Consider the following 24,361-nt stretch of genomic DNA (forward strand, 5'->3'; position numbering starts at 1 on the left):
CGTCCGGCGATTTCCCGGGAGCATGATCAGGCACGCCTCGGCACCTGGCGCGAACGCGCCACAGCCCGGCAAAGACACCGGACTTTGCGCTAGAATCGCCCGCTTGCTCCGCTTCGCCGCGGATGCCTACATCAACCTGATTTTTCGCTGGAGAACACGCACCATGTCCATGGCTGACCGCGACGGTTTCATCTGGCAGGACGGCAAACTCGTGCCGTGGCGTGAAGCCACGACTCACGTCCTGACCCACTCCCTGCATTACGGCCTGGCCGTCTTCGAGGGCGTGCGCGCGTACAACACCGCCAAGGGCACTGCGATCTTCCGCCTCGCCGAGCACACGCAGCGCCTGATCAACTCGGGCAAGATCTACCGGATGGAGATCCCGTTCTCGAAGGAAGAGCTGATGGAAGCGCAGAAGGAAGTCGTGCGCGCCAACAAGCTGGAATCCTGCTACCTCCGCCCGCTCGCATTCTACGGTTCGGAAAAAATGGGCATCTCGACGCGCGGCGCGACCGTGCACGTCGCCATCGCCGCGTGGCCGTGGGGCGCATACCTCGGCGAGGAAGGCCTCGAGAAAGGCATCCGCATCAAGACGTCGTCCTACTCCCGCCACCACGTCAACGTCACGATGCCGCGCGCGAAGATGTCCGGCAGCTATGCGAACTCGATCCTCGCGAACCTCGAAGCGACCGAAGACGGCTACGACGAGGCGCTGCTGCTCGACACCCAGGGCTTCGTCGCCGAAGGCTCGGGCGAGAACCTCTTCGTCATCAAGGACGGCAAGATCTACGAACCCGAGATTGCATCGGCGCTGACGGGCATCACGCGCGACTCGGTGATCCAGGTCGCGCACGAATTCGGCTACACGGTCGAGTCGCGCCGCATGACGCGTGACGACATCTACATCGCCGACGAAGCCTTCTTCACTGGCACGGCTGCCGAAGTGACCCCGATCCGCGAGCTCGACAACCGCACGATCGGCGAAGGCCGTCGCGGCCCGATCACCGCGAAGATCCAGGCCCGTTTCTTCGATATCGTCAATGGCCGCGCACCCGAATACGAGCGCTGGCTCACCCACGTCTGAGGATTCCTCCATGGTTGAAACTCGCGACAAGATCCCATCGATCGCCGTCACCGCAGCCGACCTGCCGCTCGCCTGCCCACGCCCCGACGCCCCGCTGTGGGCGCGACACCCGCGGGTATTTCTCGACGTGCTGAAGGAAGGCGAAGCGGTGTGCCCGTACTGCAGCGCGAAGTACGTGTTCACCGGCGAACATCCGAAAGGCCACCACTGAACGGCCTCGCCGCGCGCCGGCCTCTTCCCGGCGGTCCGTTCCATCATCAATGGGGGGCGAAGATGCTTCCGCGCAGTTTCGCCCGGTTGCGGGCGTGGATTGAACCATTGTGAGCAAACCCATCTACACTTCGGTCGCCGAAGCGGAAGCGGCGTTCTACGATGCGCTGGCGCGCTCGGATCTCGATGCAATGATGACGGTCTGGTCGGAAGACGACGAAGTCGTCTGCGTGCACCCGGACACGCCGCGCCTGGTCGGGCTCGCCGCGGTGCGCGAGTCGTGGCGGCAACTGTTCGCCAGCGGCACGCGGCTGCAGGTGCGCACGTCCCACCACGTGGTGTGCCAGAACATGCTGCTGACGATCCACAACGTGATCGAACACGTCACGGTCGAAGGCGAGGACCGGCTGCCGCCGCCGATGATCGCGACCAACGTTTATACGCGCGGAGCGCTCGGCTGGCGCCTCGTCATGCACCACGCGTCCCCGGCGCCGGAAAACCCGCACGCGCCGGCTCACGGCACATCGCACGTCATGCACTGAACGGGCTGTAACAGCCCGGACAGGGCGCCCGCTGGCAGGTCTGCGATAATGCCGCCCGTCATTCACCCCCACCTTCGACCGGCCTGCGCCATGACTCCTACTCCGAACTCCGCGACGCCCTCCTCCTACGCTCCGCCCGCTGCCGAGATCTTCAAGGCCTACGACATCCGCGGCATCGTCGACAAGACGCTCACCGCCGAGGCCGTCGGCGCGATCGGGCATGCACTGGGTTCCGAGGCGCGCAAACGCTCGCAGCGCGCGATCGCGATCGGCCGTGACGGGCGCCTGTCGGGCCCCGAGCTGGCGGGCGCGCTCGCCGACGGCATCCGCGCTGCCGGCGTCGATGTCATCGACATCGGCTGCGTGCCGACGCCGCTGACGTACTTCGCCGCCTATCATCTCGGCACCGATTCCTGCGTCAGCGTCACCGGCAGCCACAATCCGCCCGACTACAACGGCCTGAAGATGGTGCTCGGCGGCGAGACCCTCCACGGCGAACTGATCCAGGACCTGCGCCGGCGCATCGTCGCCAACGACCTCACCCACGGCGCAGGCGAACTGCGCGAAGCCCCGGTCATCGACGCCTATCTCGACCGCGTCACCGCCGACGTGAAACTCGCCCGGCCGATGAAGATCGTCATCGACTGCGGCAACGGCGTCGCCGGCGCAGTCGCCCCGCAGCTCTTCCGCCGCCTCGGCTGCGAACTCGTCGAGCTCTTCTGCGACGTCGACGGCACGTTCCCGAACCACCATCCCGATCCGTCCAAGCCCGAGAACCTGCAGGACGTCATCCGCGCGCTGCGCGACACGGACGCCGAACTGGGCCTCGCGTTCGACGGCGACGGCGACCGCCTCGGCATCGTCACGAAAGCCGGCCAGATCATCTACCCCGACCGCCAGCTGATGCTGTTTGCCGCCGACGTGCTGTCGCGCGTGCCGGGCGGCGAGATCATCTACGACGTCAAATGCACGCGCAACCTCGCCGGCTGGATCCGCAAGCACGGCGGCAAGCCGACGATGTGGAACACCGGCCACGCGCTCGTGAAGGCGAAGCTCAGGGAAACCGGCGCGCCGCTCGCCGGCGAGATGAGCGGCCACGTGTTCTTCAAGGAGCGCTGGTTCGGCTTCGACGACGGCCTGTACGCCGGCGCACGCCTGCTCGAGATCCTGTCGCGCGCAGCCGATCCCAGCGCGGTGCTCGACGCGCTGCCCGATGCGGTGAGCACGCCCGAGCTCAATATCAAGATGGCCGAAGGCGAGCCGTTCGAGCTCGTGCGCCGGCTGAAGGAGTCCGCGCGCTTCGGCGGCGCCACCGAGGTGATCACGATCGACGGCGTGCGTGTCGAATACACCGACGGCTTCGGCCTCGCGCGGCCGTCGAACACGACACCGGTCGTCGTGCTGCGCTTCGAAGCCGACTCGCAGCAAGCGATCGAGCGCATCCAGGCGGATTTCAGGCGCGCGATCGAAGGCGTCTGGCCGGGCGTGCAGCTGCCGTTCTGAGCGGCCCGGCCGATCGTCTTACCGCGCAAAAGGCCCACTCCCCGGAGTGGGCCTGGTGGCCGGAGGCACGCCCGGAGGTGCCGCTGATTTTCCTGTTCGTCATGCTCCATCGATTGCTGTCCGCCCCACACCGGGGCACACTTCGGCATGAAATCCACGTCCGACCGCAAGCAACCCCGGCGCCTCAAAGCGGCCTTCATCGGCCCATTCGCGATCGTGCTCACCTTCATCATGGGCGTGTTCCTCGTCTCCACCTACATGGTCAAGGTACGCATCCTCGACCGGGATCTGGCCGAGCGATCGGAGGCGGTCGCCAAGCTGCTCGCCCAGAAGCTGGACAAGGAGGCAAGCCTGATGCGCGCGGTGCTGCGCGCGATGATGGGCAACCGTGTCGTCGAATCCGCCTTCACCGCTCGGGACCGCAATGCGTTGACGCAGGAAGCAGGATCCTTGTTCCAGGTTCTGCGCGCCGACCATCTGATCACCCATTTGTATTTCATCGGCCACGACCTCGTGACCCTGCTCCGCCTGCATAGTCCCAACGAATTCGGCGACGAGATCCACCGCGCCACGATGCTGATGGCCCGTGACCGAGAGCAGACGGTGAGGGGGCTCGAACTCGGTCCGATGGGCACGCTCACGCTGAGGCTGGTCATGCCGTGGCGACAAGGCGAGCGCGTCCTCGGCTATCTCGAGATCGGGCAGGAAATCGAGCATCTGCTCGGCGAGATACGCGCCAGCCTGTCGGTGGACCTGCTCGTGCTGGTCGACAAGCGCTACCTGCTGCCGGCGCAGTGGGCGCGTGGCCTCACGCTGATGGACCGGAGCGGAGACTGGGAGCGGTTTGGCAGTCACGTGCCCATTGCGCAAACCGTCGACCAGGTTCCGCAGGCGTTGACAGCGGCACTCGCCGACGACCTGCGCTCCGGGCGGCAGGCGGAGATCGAAGACGGCGGCCGTGCGCTGCACCTGGCCATGCTGCCCCTCGAGGATGCCGGCGGAAGGCGCATTGGCGACGTGCTCGTGGTGCGCGACATCACCGAGCTGCAATCGACCTTCCGCTCGTCGATGGCGTTGGTCACCCTGCTTTGCCTGCTGGCGGCCGCCGGCGTCCTCGGCCTGTTCTATTATTCGCTCGAACGAGTCGAGCGCGACTACCGGCGGCAACACGATCTGGAGCGCCAGTTGCTGCGCATCGGCAGCGAGCATCAGCGCATGCTCCAGATCGAGAAGCTTTCGGCCCTGGGGACGATGGTGGGGGGCGTTGCCCACCAATTGAACAATCCGCTCGTCGGTGTGGTGAACATGGCCCAGCTGGCCACGCGCGAAGTGGAAGACCCGGAGCGTACGCGCGAACTGCTGGGCGAGATTCGCCGCGCCGGGGAAGATTGCCGGACTCTCGTCCGCCGCATGCTGGAGTTTTCCAAAGTCTCATCGTTCGAAAGCAAGCGCGTCCCGATGGCGCCGCTCATCGAGGAGACGGTCCTGCTCTTCCGCCAGACGGGAAGTCACCGCATGCCGGTCGACATCGAGCTTCCCGATCAGTCGGTGGTGCTGCGGGTCGACCCGATCCTGATCCGTCACGCGTTGTTCAACCTCCTGCTCAATGCCGCGCAGGCCACCGCCAATGATGCCGCCATCACCATTGCGCTCGAACGCGAGACCAACACGGCCAGCGGGGCGCCGGGCTGGTCCTTGTCGGTCAGCGACCGGGGCACGGGTATCGCTCGCGAGCTCATTGACAAGGTCTTCGAGCCCTTCTTCACGACGCGTGCCGAAGGCACGGGCCTCGGTTTGCCGGTGGTGCAGCACGTGGCCTTGATGCATGAGGGACAGGTGACCGTCAGCGCACGGGAGGGTGGTGGCACGCGTTTTGCGCTCTGGCTGCACGAACCCGAGGTGGAGAGTGCCAGTGATGTTGCCTAAACTCCTCGTGGTCGATGACGACCACTACACGCGCACGCTCATCAGGCGCCTGCTGGACAAGTCGGCGGAAGTGCACGTGGCCGCCGACGGTGCCGAGGCGCGCCGTCGATTCGCCGCGGAGGACTTCAACCTGGTGTTGATGGACCAGTGCCTGCCTGCGGACAACGGCCTCGAGCTGCTGCGGGAGTTCCGCGCGCAGCGGCCGAAGATGGTCGCGATCCTCATCACCGGCTTCGCCGACGTGCGCGACGCGGTGGCGGCGGTACGCGAGGGTCTGTTCGACTACCTGACCAAGCCCTTCGAGGATCTCGAAGCCCTCGAGGCGGTGATCGGCAAGGCCCTCGAGATGGACGGCGCCTACCGCGAGATCGACGTCCTGCGGACTCGCCTGGCGGCGGAAGCCGGCGCTCCGGTGATTGTCGGCGGGTCGCCGGCGATGGAGCGGCTGCTCGCTCAAGTCCGCCAGGTGGCGGGGCTCGACACCACGGTCTTGCTGGAGGGAGAAAGCGGAACCGGCAAGGACGTCATCGCCAAGCTCATGCATGCCTGGAGCGGTCGAAGCGCACGACCGTTTCTCGAGCTCAATTGCGGCGGGCTGCCGGAGACCTTGCTGGAGAGCCTGCTCTTCGGCTACGAGAAAGGGGCCTTCACCGGCGCCACCCAGGCCACCACCGGCTACTTCGAGAAGGCCCATGGCGGCAACCTGTTTCTCGACGAGATTGCCGACATGAGCCCCAAGCTGCAGAGCAGCCTGTTGCGCGTGCTGCAGGACCACACCTTCACCCGCATCGGCAGCACCCAGCCGCGCCCCACCGATTTTCGCCTCATCTGTGCCACCAACCGCCCCCTCGCCGCCGAAGTCAAGGCCGGCCGCTTCCGCGAGGACCTGTATTTCCGCATCAACGTGATACCGGTACGGCTGCCTCCGCTGCGCGAGCGCGACGGCGACGTCATTCGCCTCGCCGTCCATTTTCTCGATCATTTCAACGCCAAGTTCGGCAAGCAGTGCGGCCCCTTTTCGCCGGCGGCGGTGCGGGCGATGGAAACCTGCAGCTGGCGGGGCAACGTGCGCCAACTGCAGCATTGCGTCGAGCGTCTCGTCGCACTGCATCCCGGCGGGCCGATCGACTTCCTGCACCTTTGCCCGGGCTGCGACCAAGGGGGCGACCGCCGCGCGTCCAACTGCACCGCTTCCGGTAAAGCGATACCGCTGGGCTACCAGGACGCTCGCGCCGAGTTCGAGCGCGATTATCTGCGCAGCCTGTTCGATTCGGCGGGCGGCAACATGTCCGAAGCGGCTCGCCTGAGCGGTATCCCGCGGCAGAATCTGTATGTGCGCATGAAGCGCTGGGGCTATGTCACTGAATAACGACAGCTGACTTATTCCAATGACACGGCACCTGCCGATGTAAAGCCATCAAACCTTTGAACAACAAGGCATTGCACTTTGGCATGAGGCTTGCTGTTCTCTCGATACTACATTCCGTCGAGGGAGAACTTCATGAACAAGAGTGCGTTGATTCTCAGCTGTGCCGTGCTGGTTGCCGGTGCTGCTTCCGCTGCCGATCCCGCCACCATCGACTGGTCCAAGATTCCCGCGGTCAAGGTGCCGCTGTTCTATCCCGGCCAGTCCTCATATGAGTGGCTGCGCAGCGCCGATCACAAGAAGGCGCAAAAGGAAACCATCGAGGGTCAGGCCTGTATCTCCTGTCACAAGAACGAAGAGAAGGCCCTGGGCGAGAAACTGGTCAAGGGCGGCGATCTCGAGCCGATGCCGGTCAAGGGCAAGAACGGTTTCCTGGAGCTCTCCGTCCAAGCCGCCTACGACGCCAAGAACGCGTACTTCCGCTACCAGTGGAAGACCAACGGCAAGGCCGGCATCGAATATCCCTACTACCGCTTCGACGGCAAGGCATGGAAGGTTCACGGCGGACCGCGCCTCGACCAAGCCGTTCAGGACGGCCAGCAGCCGGCCATCTATGAAGACCGCCTGTCGATGATGGTGGACGACGGCAAGGTGCCGATGTTCGCCCAGCAGGGTTGCTGGCTGAGCTGCCACGAAGGCGAGCGCGACCTGAATGCCGCCACCAAGGAAGAAGCGGCGGACAACGGTCTCCTGAAGGCGATCAAGAAGACCGACGTGCGCAAGTATCTGCCGGCCAGCCGCAGCGATCCGCAGGATTGGACGACCGGCAAGTCGCCCGACGAAATCGCCAGGATCAAGACCGCGGGCGGCTTCGTCGATCTCATCCAGTGGCGTGCCCACCGCACCAATCCGGTCAGCATGGCCGACGACGGCTACGTGCTCGAATACCGCAACTTCGACGCCGGCAAGAACGCGTTCGCCTCCAACATGGACGGCACCACGAAGCAACCCAAGTTCATGTTCGACACAGCAAAGTTCGGTGCCCGGGCAGTGGCCGTGGCCGACCTCGGCAAGAAGGACCACTTCCTGATCAAGGGGGCGAATGCCGTTCCCTTCGATCCGAACGCGGGCTGGAAAGAGGGTGACCTGCTGCCGCGCTATGTGCTGAGCGCAGCCGAAGCCGCCGGTTCGGGCGCCGACAACAAGGCCAGCGGGAGCTGGAACAACGGCGTGTGGACGGTGGTGCTGGTGCGGCCGTTGAACCTCGCCAACGACGACGACAAGGCCTTCGCCGAGGGCAAGGTGTACAACGTCGGCTTTGCCGTCCATGACGACAACATCACGACGCGTGGCCACCAGGTCTCCTTCGTCAGGACCGTCGGCATCGGCACCAAGGCCGACATCCAGGCCGTCAAGCTTCCGTAACCCGAGCGCGCCCGACCGTCCGACGCGGTCGGGCGCATTCCGTGGCCCTGAGTAACCGTCGCGGCCACCCCAAGACGGTTACTCGCCTCCGCCGGGGCGAGGCGGGGGTTCCCGGAGCACCGCTCCGTGCCAGCCGAACGGGCTGGCTGCGCAAGGCCAGCCCTCCAGAGCATAGCGATGGGGCACACACGACGGGGAGATCTACCGTGCAGCTTTCGAAATACATGACGCCCCGCAACCTGAAGATTGCAGGCGCGATCGCCGTGGTGGCGGTGCTGGGCTGGTGCTTGGCATTCGAAACCGTGACGCGCAAGGTCGTGGCGGTCGATGCGGTCTGCACCGCGTGCCATCTGCCGTGGGAATTCGCCTCGACGGCACGCTTGTCGGCGACCAAACCGCACCCCGCGACGCCGGAGGGCGGGCAGGCCGCCTGTGTCGATTGCCACCTGCCCGCGGGATTCCTCAACTCCGCCAACGCCTGGTTTCATTTCGTCAGCCTGACCGATCTCTTCGGCCACTTCCGGGACATCGACGGCGAGCGCAAGGGCGAGTACGTCACGATGCGCGCCAAGACCGCCTATCGGGTGCGCGACCGGTTGCATGAGTCGGACAGCAGTACCTGTCGCAACTGCCATGTCGAAAGCGAGATCAAGCCCAAGCGCGAGCGCGGCATCAACGCCCACCAACTTGCGCTCGACGAGAAGAAAACCTGTATCGAGTGTCACTACAACCTGGTCCACCGCAGCGTCGATCTGAAGAAGAGCGCCGCGGCCGGCGGCGAGGCGGACGCGCCCGAGGCGAGGAGCGAAAAATGAGCGACGCACACGACGACCAACCTAACGGACGCCGCAAGTTCGTCACGGCCCTGGCCGCAGGCGCGACAGCGACCGCGGTGGCTTTGACGGCCAGGGCCAAGCCCGAGGACCGGGGCGCGGCCAGCGAAGGAAAGGCCATCCAGTACGGCATGCTGATCGATGTGCGTCGCTGCATCGGTTGCCATTCCTGCACCGTCGCCTGCAAGAGCGAGCACGACGTGCCGGCCGGGGTGAACCGCAGCTGGGTCGAGTACGTGGAGAAGGGCGAATATCCGAACGTCGCCCGCAGTTTCCTGCCGCGGCTGTGCAACCACTGCTCGGTCCCGCAGTGCGTTAGCGTGTGCCCGACGGGCGCCACTTACAAGCGCCCGGAGGATGGCGTGGTGGTCGTCGACTCCGGGGTCTGCATCGGCTGCAAGTACTGCATCCAGGCCTGCCCTTACGACGCGCGCTTTCTCAATCCTCATACCGGCTTTGCCGACAAGTGCGATTTCTGTATCGGCCGCGTGACCAACGGGCTGGTACCGGCCTGCGTCGAGACCTGCATCGGCGGCGCGCGCATCTTCGGCGAAGTGAGTGACCCTGACAGCACGATCTCCCGGCTGATCGCGAAAAATCCCGTCACCGTGTTGCGGCGGGAGATGGGAACCATGCCCAACGTGTATTACATCGGCGCGGACCACTCCGACGAGAGCGACGCCCGTCGCCCGGAGGTGCGCTATGTCCGCGTCACGACCCACCGCCCGCAGCTCAAGAGGAGATGAGGCCATGGAAGCGGAACTGACCTGGGGTTTGCCCGTCATCGCCTATCTCTTCATGGCGGGCGCGGGAGCCGGCGCGGTGGTGGTATCGGCGTCGGTGTTGTTGCGCGGCGGCGGTTTCGGCCCGTCGCGGGAGGCGGTGGCCCGCTACGGGGCGCTCATCGGCCCCTTGCCGGTGATCCTCGGCACCGCGCTGATCGTGTTCGAGCTCGGTGCGCCGTTTCGCGCGTTCAATCTGTTCAAGGTGATCAACCTGTCGCCGATGTCGATCGGCTCGTGGCTGCTCGGCCTGTTCATGGTGCTGAGCACACTCTATGCCGCGACCTTTCTCACCCCCGAACGCTGGCGCTGGGCGCGAACGGCCAAGATCGCGCTCGCCTGGATCTGCGTGCCCATCGGAATCGGCGTGGCGGTCTATACCGGGGTGATGATCGGCGCCATGCCGTCGCGGCCGTTCTGGAATTCACCCATCATCGCCTTCCTGTTCCTGCTGTCGGCGCTGTCGGCCGGGGTGGCGGCGATCGTGCTGACGATGACCTTGGCGCGCCGGCGCAGCGACGATCACGAGGTGGAACGCGATTTCGAGAACACCTCCTACCTGCTGACCGCTTCGGATGCCGTCCTGCTCGCCGGCGAACTGATCATCATCTTCCTGTTCATCATGTTCGCCCACCTGACCATCGGCAGCACCAAGGAGGCGGTGAAAGTCATCCTCTCCGGCGGCCCGCTCGCCACGGCATTCTGGGGCATCGTGGTGGCGCTGGGCATCGTCCTGCCGCTGCTCGTGGAACTGAAGCTCGTCATGCCGCGGCTGCTGTACAGCCAGGAATTCCGCTCCCATCGCGCATTCGATGTGGCCTTGCCGGTGGCGATCCTCGTCGGCGGTTTCTCGCTGCGCTACATCGTCGTCGTCGCCGGTCAGATCACCGGCCCGGTCGGACTCTGAGCAGCTGTCGCCGGGCCGCCCCAAGACAGATGCTCGCCCCCGCGGGGGGTGGGCGCGGAGCGACGGGGGGCTCGCCTATATGAGGGGTAAGTCATGATCAGCCGTAGAAACTTCTTCCGTGCTGGCGCCGGCCTGGCCGCGTCGCTCGCCGCCGCGCCGGGGGTCCACGCCCACGACGCCGAACTCAAGCCGGGAGGCGCTGCCTACTCGGCCTGGAGCGGTGTCCAGTACAAGGGCGTGCCCACCGTGTGCACGCTGTGTGTCAGCCGCTGCCCAGCCATCGCCTACACCGACGACGGTCGCCTCGCCAAGATGGGTGGCAACCCGCAGTCGATCCGCACCGGCGGCCGCCTGTGCGCCCGCGGCCAAGCGGCGGTCGAACAGGTCTACGATCCCGATCGCATCCTCTATCCGATGAAGCGCAGCGGTCCGCGGGGCTCGGGCCAGTGGCAGCGCGTCAGCTGGGACGTGGCGATGGGCGAACTGGCCGGGCTGCTCAAGAGCCTGCGCGATGAGGGTGTGCCGGAGCGCTTCGTGGTGCAGCACGGCTGGCTGTCGGCCGGCACCCGGCGCCTGCTCGAAGAGGTGTTCATGCCGGCCTACGGCTCCGCCTCCCTGGCCGGGCCCGAATCCTTGGGTCGCCGCGCGCGGCTGGCGGCGCACCGTCTGACCTGGGGTGGCGCCCCCGACCATTGGGATCTGGAAAACGCGCGCTACATCCTGAACTTCGGCAGCAACCTCCTCGAGGCGCACACCAATTACGTCGCGTTGGCCCGACGGTTCTCCGACAACGCGGTGGACAACCGCGTCAAGATGGTGACCTTCGACGTGCGCCTGTCGAATACCGCGGCCCGCTCCGATGAATGGCTGCCCATCCGGCCCGGCACCGATCTGGCCGTGGCGCTGGCGATGTGCCATGTCGTGATGGAAAAGGATCTCTACCGCGGCGAAGGCGAACGCTTCCTCGAATATTGCCGGGTGACGCCGCAGGTCGATGCGTCGGTCGCCGACAAGGTGGCCGCGCTCAAGGCGCACCTCGCTGACTTCACCCCCGAGTGGGCGGAGGGTATCAGCGGCGTCCCGGCCGCCCGCATCGAAGCGACTGCAGTCGCCTTTGCCTCCACCCGGCCGGCGTGCGTGATCAGTCAGCGCGGCGCCTCGGCCCATCACAACGGGGTCGATGCTGAACGCGCCCTGCAGATGTTGGCGGCCCTGACCGGAAATGTGGACGTGGCCGGCAGCCGAGCCCAGGGCGTGATGCCCCGCTGGGTAACGCCGCGCGTCGATCCTGAGACGCTGCCCAGGCGGCTGGCCGCGCTCGACGGACCCGCCGGCGCTGCCGTGTTGCCCTTCGACGGCGTCGGCCATCTGGCCCTCGGTGCCGCCAAGGACCAGGCCGGCCCGGCCGTGCTGATGTGGATCGGGCACAATCCGGCCTATGCCAACGGCAATACGGCGGAGACCGTCGCGCTGCTCAAGGATGAAAAGGCCTTGCCCCACACCGTGGCGGTCACGCCCTTCTACGACGAGACCGCGGCGCTGGCCGACCTCATCCTGCCGGATACCACCTTCCTCGAAAGCTGGGACATCGAAGAGGGCGTGTCGGCGAACCAGATCGCGGAGTTCGCGATCCGCCAGCCCGCCATCGAGCCCATGGGGGAGGCGCGGGACGTCAAGGACGTGCTGTGCGAACTGGCGGCAATGATGGGGATCAGCCTGCCGGTGCGCTCCGGCGCCAAATTCGTCGAAGAAGCATGCAGGCAGACTCCCGATGTCAAGACCAAGGCCCGGGGCCTGGCCGGCATGAAGAAGGCTGGCGTGTGGAGCGACAAGAGCGCCACTCCCGCTTTCGGCGCCTACCTCGTCCCTGTGGCCGAAGAGGAACTCGGCCAGCCCGCGGTGCTGCTGGACGACGCCAGCGGCGTGTACTGGAACTGGCGGCTGGCAGGCGCGGCGAGCGAAGCAGAGGCGCGAAGCAACGGCTATTCGGGTACCGCCGGCGCGTGGCGCGGCTACGCCGCGCAGAAGCTCGGCGGCGCGGCAGTGGCGGGCTTTCGCCCCTACGGCGTCAACAAGTCCGGCCTGTTCGAGCTCTATTCGACCGTACTGGCAGCCAAGGGGCTGCCGCCGCTACCTGTCTGGAGCGCCATTCCGGAGCATCAGGAATTGGGCGACGACAAGCTGGTGTTGGTCACCTTCAAGGTCAACGTCCACGCCCAGGGGCGCAGTCAGAACGCCCGCTGGCTCGACGAGATCCAGCACGACACTGCTGCCTGGCTCAATCCGGCGACCGCCGCCGTCCGTGACATCCGTGACGGCGATCGCATCCGCATCGGATCGGCGCTCGGCGACATTGTCGTCACCGCCCGTGTCACCCACTCCATCGCGCCGGGCGTGGTCGCCCTGCCGGCGCATGGCGGCCATCGCGAATACGGCCGCTTTGCGTCGGGCAAGCGCACGCCGACAGGGGTGGACGATGTCAAGCTCGACGGACAGCGTTGGTGGAAGAGCGCCGGGAGCAACGCCAACGACATCATTCCGAAAAGCGCCGAGCCGGTGTCCGGACAGCAGAGATGGATGGACACGGTCGTCACGGTCACCAAGGCGAGTGCTTGACGGACAGCACAAGGATTGCCGAGATGCGCCGCGGCGTCTCCTTCGCTTCGGTCACGCGCACACGCAAAACGGGCAAGGCGTGGGCACTGCGAACACTGTCGGGCATGCTGCGATAGCGCGAACAGCCCGCCGCGCTGCGCGGGGATTCTCCGGCCTTATGACGTTTTTCGCGGACGCGAAGGTTTGCCGGGCCGCCCCAAGTTCCCCTGACCCTGGGGGGCGGGCCGCCGCATAGCGGCAACCCTTGGGGGCGATCAGAGGCGAGCTTCGGCCCAGGCTTTGACCGACGCGAGCGCTGCCGGCAGATGCGCCGGGTCGGTGCCGCCGGCCTGCGCCATGTCCGGGCGGCCGCCGCCCTTGCCGCCGACCTGCTGCGCGACCATGTTCACGAGCTCGCCGGCCTTCAGCTTTGCGGTCAGATCGGACGTGACCCCGGCGATCAGGCTCACGCGCCCGTCGGCGACCGCCGCGAGCACGATCACTGCCGACTTGAGCTTGTCCTTGAGCTTGTCGAGCGTCTCGCGCAGCGTCGCGACGTCGGCTCCTTCGAGCATCGCGGCGAGCACTTTTGCGCCCCGCACCTCGACCGCCTGCGCGACGAGCTCGTCGCCCTGGCTCGCGGCGAGCCGCGACTTCATCCGCGCAAGCTCCTTCTCGAGCGCGCGCACGTTGTCGAGGATGCCGGCGATGCGCTCCGCGACCTCGTCGGGCTGCACTTTCAGCAGCGCCGAGATGCCCTGCACGCGCCGCTCCTGCTCTTGCGCGTAGCGCAGCGCATTCGCGCCGGTCACCGCCTCGATGCGACGCACGCCGGCCGCGACGCCGCCTTCCGAGACGATCTTGAACAACCCGATGTCGCCGGTGCGCGCCACATGCGTGCCGCCGCACAGTTCCTTGCTCGAGCCGATCGCGAGCACCCGCACCTCGTCGCCGTATTTTTCGCCGAACAGCATCATCGCGCCGGATTTCTGCGCGTCGTCGATCGACATCACCCGCGCTTCGGTCGCGACGTTCGCGAGGATCTCGGCGTTGACGAGATCCTCGACTTCGCGGATTTCCTCGGGCGACAACGGCGCAGTGTGCGCGAAGTCGAAACGCGTCTTGTCGGGGTCCACCTGCGAGCCTTTCTGCTGCACATGCGCGCCGAGCACTTCGCGCAGCGCCTTGTGCATCAGGTGCGTGACAGAGTGGTTGCGCTGCGTGCTCGCGCGCGCTTCGCCGTCAACCCGCGCGCCGAGTTCCTGCCCGACCGCGAGCCGCCCGGTCTTGACGACGCCGTGGTGTCCATACACTGCGGCCTGGATCTTCTGCGTGTCCTCGACCTCGAAAATCCCGGCGCTGCCGCGCAGCTCACCGCGGTCGCCGACCTGGCCGCCGGACTCGGCGTAGAACGGGGTGTTGTCGAGCACGACGACGCCGATGTCGCCTTCCTGGAGTTCCACGACCGGCGCACCGTCCTTGTACAGCGCCAGCACCGTGCCGCGCTCCTCGAGCCGCTCGTAGCCATGGAACTTCGTTTCCGGGCCCTCGTATTCGAGGTTCATCGCCATGCGGAACTTGCCGGCCGCGCGCGCCTGCTCTTTCTGGCGCGCCATCGCCGCGTCGAATGCCGCCGCGTCGACGGTGACGTCGCGTTCGCGGCAGACGTCGGCCGTCAGGTCGAGCGGAAAGCCGTACGTGTCGTGCAGCTTGAACGCGGTTTCGCCATTGAACGTCCGGCTGCCGGCCGTCGCCATCGCGGCCAGTTCGGTTTCGAGAATCGCCATGCCGTTCTCGATCGTCGCGAAGAAGCGCTCCTCTTCCTGCTTCAGCACGTCGGCGACGCGCGCCTGCCCGGCCTTCAGCTCCGGGTACGCCGGGCCCATCTCGGTGACCAGGTCCGGCACCAGCCGGTGGAAGAACGCGGCACGCGAGCCGAGCTTGTAACCGTGGCGGATCGCGCGCCGGATGATGCGGCGAAGCACGTAGCCACGCCCTTCATTGCCGGGGATCACGCCGTCGGCGATCAGGAACGAGCACGCCCGGATGTGGTCCGCGATGACTTTCAGGCTCGGGCTGTCGAGGTCCGCGCACCCAGTTTCGCGCGCCGCCGCGCGGATCAGGGTCTGGAACAGATCGATCTCGTAGTTGCTGTGCACGTGCTGCAGCACCGCTGAGACGCGCTCGAGGCCCATACCAGTGTCCACGCTGGGCCTGGGCAGCGGATGCATCACGCCGGCCTCATCGCGGTTGAACTGCATGAAGACGTTGTTCCAGATTTCTATGTAGCGGTCGCCGTCCTCGTCCGGCGATCCCGGCGGCCCACCCCAGATCTCGGGACCGTGGTCGTAGAAGATCTCGGTGCACGGGCCGCAGGGCCCCGTGTCGCCCATCATCCAGAAGTTGTCGGACGCGTAGCGCGCGCCCTTGTTGTCGCCGATGCGGATCACGCGCTCGGCTGGCACGCCGATTTCCTTCGTCCAGATGTCGTAGGCTTCGTCGTCGTCCGCATAGACCGTGACCCACAGCTTGTCCTTCGGCAGCCCGAACTCTTCGGTCAGCAGCTCCCACGCGTACGTGATCGCGTCGTGCTTGAAGTAGTCGCCGAAGCTGAAGTTGCCGAGCATCTCGAAGAACGTGTGATGCCGCGCGGTGTAGCCGACGTTCTCGAGATCGTTGTGCTTGCCGCCGGCGCGCACGCATTTCTGCGACGTCGTCGCGCGCGAGTACGGCCGTTTGTCGAAGCCGAGGAAAACATCCTTGAACTGGTTCATCCCGGCGTTCGTGAACAGCAGCGTCGGGTCGTCGTGCGGCACCAGCGAACTGGAGGCGACGATCTGATGACCTTTGGATTCGAAGAACTTCAGGAACTTCTCGCGGATTTCAGCGCTTTTCATGGGGAGGTTCGCCTGGACAGATCGGATCGACACAGCGGAATTCGTAAAACGGCGATTCTAACGGATGAAAGGAGGCCGAGAGGCTTCGCCTATAATCGGCCGACCCCAACTGCACAGGAAGACGAGGAAATGGGACATCGGCTCTCGAAGATCTACACTCGCACCGGCGACGCCGGGACGACCGGGCTCGGCGACGGCAAGCGTGTAGCGAAGAACAGCCTGCGCATCGACACGCTCGGCGAAGTCGACGAACTGAACGCGGTCGTCGGGCTGCTGCTGTGCGAGGACCTGCCGGACGACGTACAGGCGCTGCTGACCGACGTGCAGCACGATCTCTTCGACCTCGGCGGCGAAATCTGCATCCCCGGCATGAGCATGATCAGCCAGAAACATGTCGACAAGCTCGAGACCGAACTCGACCGGCTCAACGAACCGCTCGAACCGCTGAAGGACTTCATCCTGCCCGGCGGCAGCCGCGCCGCAGCGCTCGCGCACCTCGCCCGCACGGTCTGCCGCCGCGCGGAACGCGCGATCGTCGCGCTGGGACAGGAAGAAGCGATCAACGACGGGCCGCGCCAGTATCTGAACCGGTTCTCCGACCTGCTGTTCGTGCTGGGCCGCGTGCTCAACCGTGCCGCAGGCCGCGGCGACGTGCTGTGGCAGAAGGGCAAGAACGCCTGAGCTCGGCCGGCGTCACGGTGGGCCGTCGCCGTGCGGAGCGAGGCCTGCGAACAGCGAAAGCTGCAGGTCCGGCGCCGCAGGGGCGGCGAAGCGCACGCCGACACCGAGCAGGCGCACCGGCAGCGCGCGGCGCCGATACCCTTCCGTCAGGAGCTTGATCCATGTCTCGGGGCCCGGACGCGGATTGACGCATTCAACAGTGGTCCGCGTGAAATCGGAGAACCGCACTTTGACGAAAACCTTGTGGACTGTCTCGCCGTCGTGCAGCCGCGCCATCCGGCGCGAGAACTGCTCGACTAGCGCCGGCAACGCGTCGAGGCAGGACTGCAGGTCGGGAAGATCACGGTTGTAGGTCGTCTCCACCGACAGCGATTTGCGCTCGCGGTCGGGCGCGACCGGCCGCTCGTCGATGCCGCGGCACAGCCGATGCAGTTTCGCACCGAAGCTGCCGAATTCGCGCGTCAGATCGGCGAGACTCCAGCCACGCAGATCGCCGCACGTCTCCACTCCCAGCTGCAGCAGGTGGTCGGCAGTGACCTTGCCGACGCCGAAGATCTTCTTCACCGGCAGTTCGGCGACGAAGCGGTCGACCTCTTGCGGAGGCACGACGAACTGGCCGTTCGGCTTCCTCCAGTCGCTTGCGACTTTCGCGACGAACTTGTTCGGCGCGATCCCGGCCGACGCAGTGATGCCGACTTCGTCATGGATGCGGCTGCGGATCTCCTGCGCCAGCAGCGTCGCGCTGCCGCGGCAGCGGTCAACGGCAGTGACGTCGAGATAGGCCTCGTCGAGCGACAGCGGTTCAACGAGCGCGGTGTATTCCCGGTAGATCGCGAGGATCTGGCGCGACGCCGTACGGTAGCGGATGAAGTCCGGCGGCAGCAGCAGCAAGTGCGGGCACAGCCGCAGCGCGTGCGCCGTCGACATCGCCGAGCGCACGCCGAAAGCGCGCGCTTCGTAGTTGCAGGTGGCGATCACCCCGCGCTCGTCGGCGCGCCCGCCCACTGCCAGCGGCCGCCCACGCAGCGAGGGGTTGTCGCGCATCTCGACCGCGGCGTAGAAGCAGTCGCAGTCGCAATGGATGATCTTGCGCGACACGTGCAGTGTCCGATGCGGAGGATCGACGCTACGGATTCAGGTGCCGGACCCGGCATCCATCGCGGGAGGACCGGAAAGGCGCAGCGTTTTGCGGCAGATCAGTGCATTCATGATCCCGGCCCCTCACCACCGGCGCGGCAGCTACCCGGGCCGCCGCGTCACTCCAGGTCGGCGCGTTTGACGCGCCGCTGGCGTACCGCCTCGGCAAGGATTTCGAGCACGGTGACGCTGTCTTCCCAGCCCAGGCACGCGTCGGTGATGCTCTTGCCGTACTCGAGCTCCTTGCCCGGGATCAGGTCCTGGCGGCCTTCCTTCAGGTGCGACTCGACCATCACGCCGATGAGGCGGTCGTCGCCGTTCGCCATCTGCGCGCCGACATCGCGCGCGACCTCGATCTGCAGGCGATGTTGCTTGCGGCTGTTGGCATGCGAGAAATCGATCATCACCTTGCCCGGCACGCCCGAAGCAGCGAGCTCCTTGCAAGCCGCATCGACGCTGGCGGCATCGTAGTTGGTGCTCTTGCCGCCGCGCAGGATGACGTGGCAGTCCTCGTTGCCGAGCGTCGTGACGATCGCCGAATGCCCCGCCTTGGTGACGGAGAGGAAATGATGCGGCGACTGCGCAGCCTTGATCGCGTCGACGGCGATCCTGACATTGCCGTCGGTGCCGTTCTTGAAGCCGACCGGGCACGACAGCCCGGACGCGAGTTCGCGGTGCACCTGGCTTTCGGTGGTGCGGGCGCCGATCGCGCCCCACGCGATCAGGTCGGCGATGTACTGCGGCGTGATCATGTCGAGGAACTCCGTGCCCGCCGCCAGCCCCATCTCGCTGATCTCCCACAGCAGCTTGCGCGCGAGCCGCACGCCTTCGTTGATGCGGAAGCTGTTGTCGAGGTAGGGATCGTTGATCAGGCCTTTCCAGCCGACCGTCGTGCGCGGTTTCTCGAAATACACCCGCATCACGACGAGCAGATCGTCCTTGTGGCGCACCGCCTCGGCCTTGAGCTTGCGCGCGTATTCGAGCGCCGCGTCCAGATCGTGGATCGAGCATGGTCCGATGACGACCAGCAGGCGGTCGTCCGCGCCGAACAGGATGCGGTGGATCCCCTGCCTCGCCTCGTACGCCACTTCGGCGGCCTTCGGCGTCGCCGGAAATTCGCGCAGCACGTGGGCGGGCGGAATCAGTTCCTTGATCTCCTGGATGCGGACATCATCGATGTGAATCTTGACTGAGGCGGACATGACGAAACTCTGTTGGGCAGCGTTGGCAAGCAAACAATTCTAGCTGAAGATCGCCCGTTTCTGCGCCCGCAGCGTCCTGCCGGGGTTCCAATTCAGGTCTTTTTCGGCCGGATCGCCTGCTTTGGACGAAAGGCCTTGATGACTTCGTCATCGGTTTCGAGGTACGGCCCGCCGATCAGGTCGAGGCAGTACGGAATCGCGGCGAAGATGCCGACGTGACTCACCGAGCCGTCGGCGGCGCGCAGTCCTTCGAGGGTTTCACGGATCGATTTCGGCTGTCCGGGCAGGTTGACGATCAGGCTCTTGCCGCGGATCACGGCGACCTGCCGCGACAGGATCGCGGTCGGCACGAAGTTGAGGCTGATCCGGCGCATCTCTTCGCCGAAGCCGGGCATCTCCTTTTCGCCGACGGCAAGGGTCGCTTCCGGCGTGACATCGCGCGGCGCGGGGCCGGTACCGCCGGTGGTCAGGATCAGCGCACAGCCGGCGGTGTCGGCAAGCTCGATCAGCGTGCGCTCGATCGTCGGCCGGTCGTCCGGGATCAGCCGCATTTCGGCGCGCCACGGTGAAGTCAGCGCGCGATCGAGCCACTCGCGCAGTGCCGGAATGCCTTGGTCCTGGTACGTGCCGTCGGAGGCGCGGTCGCTGATCGACACCAGGCCGATCGTGATTTCTTCACTCATGAGAATCCCCTTTCGATCATCGGGCACTGCCGGAACGCCCGGCCGCGCTCACTCTTCGTCGTCATCCCGAGGCTCGTCCGCCGGCGGTGCGGCAGCGCCGACGTCGAGGTCGCGCAGCACGCGGAACAGCTCGCGGAACGCGCGCGGCGGCTTGTTCTGCTCGCGCTCCTTCAACGCGTTGCGGCGCAAGGTGCGCAGCTGCTGGAAATCCGCCTCCGGCCAGGTCTCGACAATCCTCTGCAGTACCTTCTCGTCGTCGAGCACCTCGGAGCGCAGGCGCTCGAGCCGGTGCTGGCGCGCGATCTCGGCTTTCGACAGGCCGTTGAACACGTCGAGCTGCGCCTGGATCGGTTCGGGATCGATGTGGCGCATCAGCTTGCCGACATACTGCATCTGGCGGCGCCGCGCTTCGTGCTTCGTCATGCGCTTGGCCTCGCGCACCGCGTCGGCGAGCGCCTCGGGCATCGGCACTTTCTTCAGCTGATCGACGGACAGCGCGACCAGCTGCTCGCCGAGATCCTGCAGCGCGTGCATGTCGCGCTTGCGCTGGCTCTTGCTTGGCGGCAGCGGCAGCCCTTCCTCGTCGTCGGGGAGGTTGTCGTCGTGGTCGGCGTGGATCATGAAAAGTACAGTGCGCGGGAACGGGGTAAGATTATAGCCTTTGCTCCCTGGTCTCCCGCTCATGTCCGCTCAAGGCTTCTCGTTCTCCCCCGACCGGCTGCACGAAATCGCCGCCGACGTGCTGAAATTCGCAAAAAAGCGCGGCGCGACGGCATGCGAAACCGATGTTTCAGAAGGGTTCGGCCAGTCGGCGACGGTGCGCAAAGGCGAAGTCGACACGATCGAATACAACCGCGACAAGGGCATCGGCGTCACGATCTATGTCGGCCAGCAGCGCGGTCATGCAAGCACTTCGGATTTTTCCAAGGCGGCGCTGAAGGCGACCGTCGAAGCGGCCGTCTCGATCGCCCGCTTCACCGCGCCCGACCCGTGCGCCGGCCTCGCCGACCCGGAGCTGATGGCGAAAGACTGCCCCGATCTCGACCTTCACCACCCGTGGCAGCTCAGCGTCGAGGACGCGATCACCGCGGCGCGCGAGTGCGAGGAAGCGGCGTTCGCCGTCAGCCCGAAGATCACGAATTCCGAAGGGGCGAGCGTCTCGACGCAGCAATCGCACTTCGTCTCGGCGAACAGCGCCGGCTTCATCGGCGGCTACGCCAGTTCGCGCCACAGCATCTCGTGCTCGGTCATCGCCGGCGAAGGCGACGCCATGCAGCGCGAATACTGGTACGACTCGCGCCGCGACGCGGCCGACCTGATGGCGAGCGATCTGGTCGGGCGGCGTGCCGCCGAACGGGCTCTGGCCCGCCTCGGCGCGCGCAAGATCAAGACCTGCGAGGCGCCGGTGCTGTTCGAAGCGCCGCTGGCGGTCGCGCTGGTCGGCAATTTCGTCCACGCCGTCAGCGGCGGCTCGCTGTACCGCAAGTCGTCGTTCCTGCTCGACAGCCTCGGCCAGCCGGTGTTCTCGCCGATCGTGAACATCTCGGAGCGCCCGCACGTTCCGAAAGGCTTCGGCTCGAGCCCGTTCGACAGCGACGGTGTGGCGACACGCGACCGCGAAGTCGTCAGCGACGGCGTTCTGCAAGGCTATTTCCTGTCGACCTATTCGGCGCGCAAGCTCGGGCTTCAGACGACCGGCAACGCCGGCGGCTCGCACAACCTCATCGTCGGCGCCGGCGACATGGACTTCCCGGCACTCGTCAAGCACATGGACCGCGGCCTCGTCGTCACCGAACTCCTCGGCCATGGCGTCAATTACGTCACCGGCGACTACTCGCGCGGCGCGGCCGGCTACTGGGTCGAAAAAGGCAAGATCAAGCACGCGGTCGAGGAAATCACGATCGCCGGCAACCTGCGCGACATGTTCCGCAGCATCGTCGCGATCGGCAACGACGCGCTGCCGCGCGGCGCGAAGCATTGCGGCTCGGTCCTCATCGAGCGCATGAAGATCGCGGGCCGCTGAAAGCCCCGCACCTCCATCGCCGGGGCGTGGCGCTACCGACGGCCTGTGGTCCTGAAGGAACGCCTCTGCCCTGCGCCCCTACCACCCCCGGGGATCTCGCGGGCATTGCCGGAAATTCGTAAAGCACAACAAGGAGAGGTCGTGGAACGTCGAAAATTTCTCAGAAGCGCAGGCCTCGCCGGAGTGCTCGCCGGAGGCAGCGCACCGGCGATCGTCCATGCGCAGGAGAACATCCGCTGGCGCCTCGCGTCGAGCTTCCCGAAGTCGCTCGACACGCTGATCGGCGCCGCCGAAACTTTCGCGAAGAACGTCGCCGAATCGACCGGCGGCAAGTTCACCGTCACGGTGCATGCCGCCGGCGAACTGGTGCCCGCTTTCGGCGTCGTCGATGCGCTGCAGCAGGGCTCGATCGAGTGCGCCAACACCGCGCCCTATTATTTCTTCGGCAAGGACGAAGCGTTCGCGTTCGATTGTGCGATCCCGTTCGGCATGAACGCGCGCCAGCTCACGGCATGGATGTATGAGGGCAATGGCCAGAAGCTGCTGCGCGAGTTCTATGCACCCTACAACATCGTCAGCCTGCCGATGGGCAACACCGGCGCGCAGATGGGCGGCTGGTATCGCAAGGAAATCAAGTCCGTCGCCGACTTCGACGGCATGAAGATCCGCATCGGTGGCTTCGGCGGGCGCGTGCTGGCAAAACTCGGCGTGGTGTCGCAGAACATTCCGGCCGGCGAGATCTACTCGGCGCTGGAAAAAGGCACGATCGACGCAACCGAGTTCGTCGGCCCGCACGACGACCTCAAACTCGGCCTGCACCGGGTCGCACCGTATTACTACTACCCGGCGTGGTGGGAAGGCAGCGCACAGACCACGCTGTACATCAACGCGAAGGCCTTCAACGGGCTGTCGAACGAGTACAAGTCGATCGTGCGCCAGGCGGCATCGGATTCGCACGTGGTGACTCAGGCCCGTTACGATGCCCGCAACCCCGCAGCGCTCAAGCAGCTGATTGCGGAAGGCGCCAAGCTCAAGCGGCTGCCCAAGGATGTCATGGACGCCGCGTTCAAGGCGTCGCGCGAAGTCTATGCCGAGTTGAACGACAAGAACCCGGCGTGGAAGAAGATCTACGCGGACTACTCGCGCTTCATGCAGGCGCAGTACCAATGGACGCCGCTCGCCGAAGGCAGCTACGACCAGTACATGGCCGCGCAGAAGCTGTAACGAGCCCGTGGGAGCGCCCGCCGGCAGCAACACCGGGGCCGCTTCCGGAAAGTCCCTTTCCGCCCACCCACAGTCCGGCGGACAGCACTGTCGCACTTGCGCAGCCGCAGCCGTACGCTCCCTTCCGGCCCGGCAGAAACACCGCATATTAGGGTTTCCCGCGAATTTCGCCGCCGCGCGAACCCTTGTACTCTCAGCGCCATTCCAACAACGGAAGGCCAAGGGAGACATCGTGGAACGTCGTTCATTTCTCAAGAATGCAGGTATCGCCGGAGTCCTCGCTGCCGGTTCCGCCCCCGCCATCATCCACGCGCAGCAGAACCTGCGCTGGCGCCTGGCGTCGAGTTTCCCGAAGTCGCTGGAAACGCTCTTCGGCGGGGCCGAGACTTTTGCGAAGAACGTCACCGAAGCCACCGGTGGAAAATTCACGGTGAGCGTTCATGCGGCGGGCGAACTCGTCCCCGCTTTCGGCGTCGTCGATGCGATCCAGCAGGACACGATCGAATGCGCACACACGGCCCCGTATTACTTCTTTGGCAAGGACGAAGCTTTCGCGCTCGACTGCGCTATCCCGTTCGGCATGAACTCCCGGCAACAGACCGCGTGGATGTACGAAGGCAACGGCCTGAAGCTGATGCGGGAATTCTATGCCAACTACAACATCATCAATTTCCCGATGGGCAATTCGGGCGCGCAGATGGGCGGCTGGTACCGCAAGGAAATCAAGTCGCTAGCCGACGTGAACGGTCTGAAGATGCGCATCGGGGGTTTCGGCGGGCGCGTGCTGGCAAAGCTCGGCGCAGTGCCGCAGAACATTCCCGCAGCGGAAATCTACCAGTCGCTCGAGAAAGGCACCGTGGATGCCGCGGAATGGATCGGACCGTATGACGACCTGAAGCTGGGCCTGCACAAGGTCGCCAAGAACTACTATTACCCGGCGTGGTGGGAAGGCAGCACGCAGTTCTCGGTGCTGATCAATACGAAAGCGTTCAACGGACTGTCGAACGAATACAAGTCGATCGTGCGCCAGGCCGCCTCCGATGCGCACGTCAAGGTTCAGGCGACTTACGACGGGCGCAACCCGACGGCGCTCAAGCAACTGATCGCCGAAGGCGCGAAGCTCAGCCGCCTGCCGAAGGAAGTGATGGACGCGGCGTTCAAGGCGTCGCGCGAAGTCTATGCCGAGCTGAACGACAAGAACCCGAACTGGAAGAAAATCTACGCCGACTACTCGCGCTTCGAGGCCGACGCGTATCAGTGGGAAGGCATCGCCGAAGGCAGCTACGACCAGTACATGTCCGCACAGAAACTCTGATCTGCATCAGGCACGGCCCCCGCCGG

20 protein-coding genes are annotated in these 24,361 nt (G+C 65.8%); 15 read left to right on the forward strand and 5 right to left on the reverse strand.

Annotated features, from left to right (window positions below):
* The first annotated feature begins 163 nt into the window (after nucleotides 1-163).
* The 11 genes from EBN1_RS02725 to EBN1_RS02775 all read left to right on the forward strand — a co-directional run bounded on the left by EBN1_RS02725 (nucleotide 164) and on the right by EBN1_RS02775 (nucleotide 13,194).
* Complete coding sequence (locus tag EBN1_RS02725) at nucleotides 164-1,084, forward strand: branched-chain amino acid transaminase (protein ID WP_011236377.1); 921 nt, start codon at nucleotides 164-166, stop codon at nucleotides 1,082-1,084.
* A 10-nt stretch (nucleotides 1,085-1,094) separates the two neighbouring features.
* Complete coding sequence (locus tag EBN1_RS02730; RefSeq protein ID WP_011236378.1) at nucleotides 1,095-1,295, forward strand: zinc-finger domain-containing protein; 201 nt, start codon at nucleotides 1,095-1,097, stop codon at nucleotides 1,293-1,295.
* 109 nt (nucleotides 1,296-1,404) lie between these two features.
* A complete protein-coding gene (locus EBN1_RS02735) occupies nucleotides 1,405-1,836 on the forward strand; it encodes a YybH family protein (RefSeq protein WP_041645601.1) in 432 nt (143 codons plus the stop codon).
* 90 nt (nucleotides 1,837-1,926) lie between these two features.
* On the forward strand, nucleotides 1,927-3,339 hold the full coding sequence (locus EBN1_RS02740; RefSeq protein ID WP_041645604.1) for a phosphomannomutase/phosphoglucomutase: 1,413 nt from the start codon (nucleotides 1,927-1,929) through the stop codon (nucleotides 3,337-3,339).
* 147 nt (nucleotides 3,340-3,486) lie between these two features.
* Nucleotides 3,487-5,265: an ATP-binding protein gene (locus EBN1_RS02745; RefSeq protein WP_041645605.1), complete on the forward strand. Its 1,779-nt coding sequence runs from the start codon at nucleotides 3,487-3,489 to the stop codon at nucleotides 5,263-5,265.
* Nucleotides 5,255-6,634, forward strand: coding sequence for a sigma-54-dependent transcriptional regulator (locus EBN1_RS02750; RefSeq protein ID WP_011236382.1), 1,380 nt, complete (start codon nucleotides 5,255-5,257; stop codon nucleotides 6,632-6,634). The genes EBN1_RS02745 and EBN1_RS02750 overlap by 11 nt, the downstream gene beginning before the upstream one ends.
* Before the next feature lie 132 nt (nucleotides 6,635-6,766).
* Entirely contained in the window at nucleotides 6,767-8,056 is a 1,290-nt protein-coding gene (locus EBN1_RS02755; RefSeq protein ID WP_011236383.1) for an ethylbenzene dehydrogenase-related protein, read from the forward strand.
* Nucleotides 8,057-8,262: 206 nt separating this feature from the next.
* The gene (locus EBN1_RS02760) at nucleotides 8,263-8,871 is read left to right on the forward strand and encodes a NapC/NirT family cytochrome c (RefSeq protein WP_011236384.1); all 609 of its coding nucleotides are present in this window, start codon (nucleotides 8,263-8,265) and stop codon (nucleotides 8,869-8,871) included.
* Nucleotides 8,868-9,635 carry a sulfate reduction electron transfer complex DsrMKJOP subunit DsrO gene (dsrO, locus tag EBN1_RS02765; protein ID WP_011236385.1) on the forward strand — a complete coding sequence of 256 codons (768 nt, stop codon included), beginning with the start codon at nucleotides 8,868-8,870 and terminating at the stop codon, nucleotides 9,633-9,635. Before EBN1_RS02760 ends, dsrO begins: the two co-directional genes overlap by 4 nt.
* 4 nt (nucleotides 9,636-9,639) lie before the next feature.
* Nucleotides 9,640-10,578 carry a DmsC/YnfH family molybdoenzyme membrane anchor subunit gene (locus EBN1_RS02770; protein WP_011236386.1) on the forward strand — a complete coding sequence of 313 codons (939 nt, stop codon included), beginning with the start codon at nucleotides 9,640-9,642 and terminating at the stop codon, nucleotides 10,576-10,578.
* A 93-nt stretch (nucleotides 10,579-10,671) separates the two neighbouring features.
* Entirely contained in the window at nucleotides 10,672-13,194 is a 2,523-nt protein-coding gene (locus EBN1_RS02775; protein ID WP_011236387.1) for a molybdopterin-containing oxidoreductase family protein, read from the forward strand.
* Nucleotides 13,195-13,448: 254 nt separating this feature from the next.
* Here EBN1_RS02775 and alaS read toward each other — a convergent pair whose 3' ends face one another.
* A complete protein-coding gene (gene alaS / locus EBN1_RS02780) occupies nucleotides 13,449-16,070 on the reverse strand; it encodes an alanine--tRNA ligase (RefSeq protein WP_011236388.1) in 2,622 nt (873 codons plus the stop codon).
* Between the two features lie 129 nt (nucleotides 16,071-16,199).
* On the opposite strand from alaS, the gene EBN1_RS02785 reads away from it, so the two are divergent.
* Nucleotides 16,200-16,751 carry a cob(I)yrinic acid a,c-diamide adenosyltransferase gene (locus tag EBN1_RS02785; protein WP_011236389.1) on the forward strand — a complete coding sequence of 184 codons (552 nt, stop codon included), beginning with the start codon at nucleotides 16,200-16,202 and terminating at the stop codon, nucleotides 16,749-16,751.
* A gap of 12 nt (nucleotides 16,752-16,763) precedes the next feature.
* Here EBN1_RS02785 and dinB read toward each other — a convergent pair whose 3' ends face one another.
* The 4 genes from dinB to yjgA all read right to left on the reverse strand — a co-directional run bounded on the left by dinB (nucleotide 16,764) and on the right by yjgA (nucleotide 20,394).
* Entirely contained in the window at nucleotides 16,764-17,849 is a 1,086-nt protein-coding gene (dinB, locus tag EBN1_RS02790; protein ID WP_011236390.1) for a DNA polymerase IV, read from the reverse strand.
* Nucleotides 17,850-18,007: 158 nt separating this feature from the next.
* Nucleotides 18,008-19,090 (reverse strand): 3-deoxy-7-phosphoheptulonate synthase AroG, encoded by a 1,083-nt coding sequence (gene aroG / locus EBN1_RS02795; protein WP_011236391.1) that lies wholly within the window; start codon nucleotides 19,088-19,090, stop codon nucleotides 18,008-18,010.
* 92 nt (nucleotides 19,091-19,182) lie between these two features.
* Entirely contained in the window at nucleotides 19,183-19,773 is a 591-nt protein-coding gene (mog, locus tag EBN1_RS02800) for a molybdopterin adenylyltransferase (RefSeq protein ID WP_011236392.1), read from the reverse strand.
* Between the two features lie 48 nt (nucleotides 19,774-19,821).
* The gene (yjgA, locus tag EBN1_RS02805; protein ID WP_049780156.1) at nucleotides 19,822-20,394 is read right to left on the reverse strand and encodes a ribosome biogenesis factor YjgA; all 573 of its coding nucleotides are present in this window, start codon (nucleotides 20,392-20,394) and stop codon (nucleotides 19,822-19,824) included.
* A 61-nt stretch (nucleotides 20,395-20,455) separates the two neighbouring features.
* Between yjgA and pmbA the strand changes: the two genes are divergently transcribed.
* The 3 genes from pmbA to EBN1_RS02820 all read left to right on the forward strand — a co-directional run bounded on the left by pmbA (nucleotide 20,456) and on the right by EBN1_RS02820 (nucleotide 24,335).
* A complete protein-coding gene (gene pmbA, locus EBN1_RS02810) occupies nucleotides 20,456-21,796 on the forward strand; it encodes a metalloprotease PmbA (RefSeq protein ID WP_041645608.1) in 1,341 nt (446 codons plus the stop codon).
* A gap of 141 nt (nucleotides 21,797-21,937) precedes the next feature.
* Nucleotides 21,938-23,020, forward strand: coding sequence for a TRAP transporter substrate-binding protein (locus tag EBN1_RS02815; RefSeq protein ID WP_011236395.1), 1,083 nt, complete (start codon nucleotides 21,938-21,940; stop codon nucleotides 23,018-23,020).
* A gap of 232 nt (nucleotides 23,021-23,252) precedes the next feature.
* Nucleotides 23,253-24,335 (forward strand): TRAP transporter substrate-binding protein, encoded by a 1,083-nt coding sequence (locus EBN1_RS02820; protein ID WP_011236396.1) that lies wholly within the window; start codon nucleotides 23,253-23,255, stop codon nucleotides 24,333-24,335.
* Nucleotides 24,336-24,361 lie beyond the last annotated feature (26 nt).

The organism is Aromatoleum aromaticum EbN1, assembly GCF_000025965.1.
Taxonomy (GTDB): Bacteria; Pseudomonadota; Gammaproteobacteria; order Burkholderiales; family Rhodocyclaceae; genus Aromatoleum; species Aromatoleum aromaticum.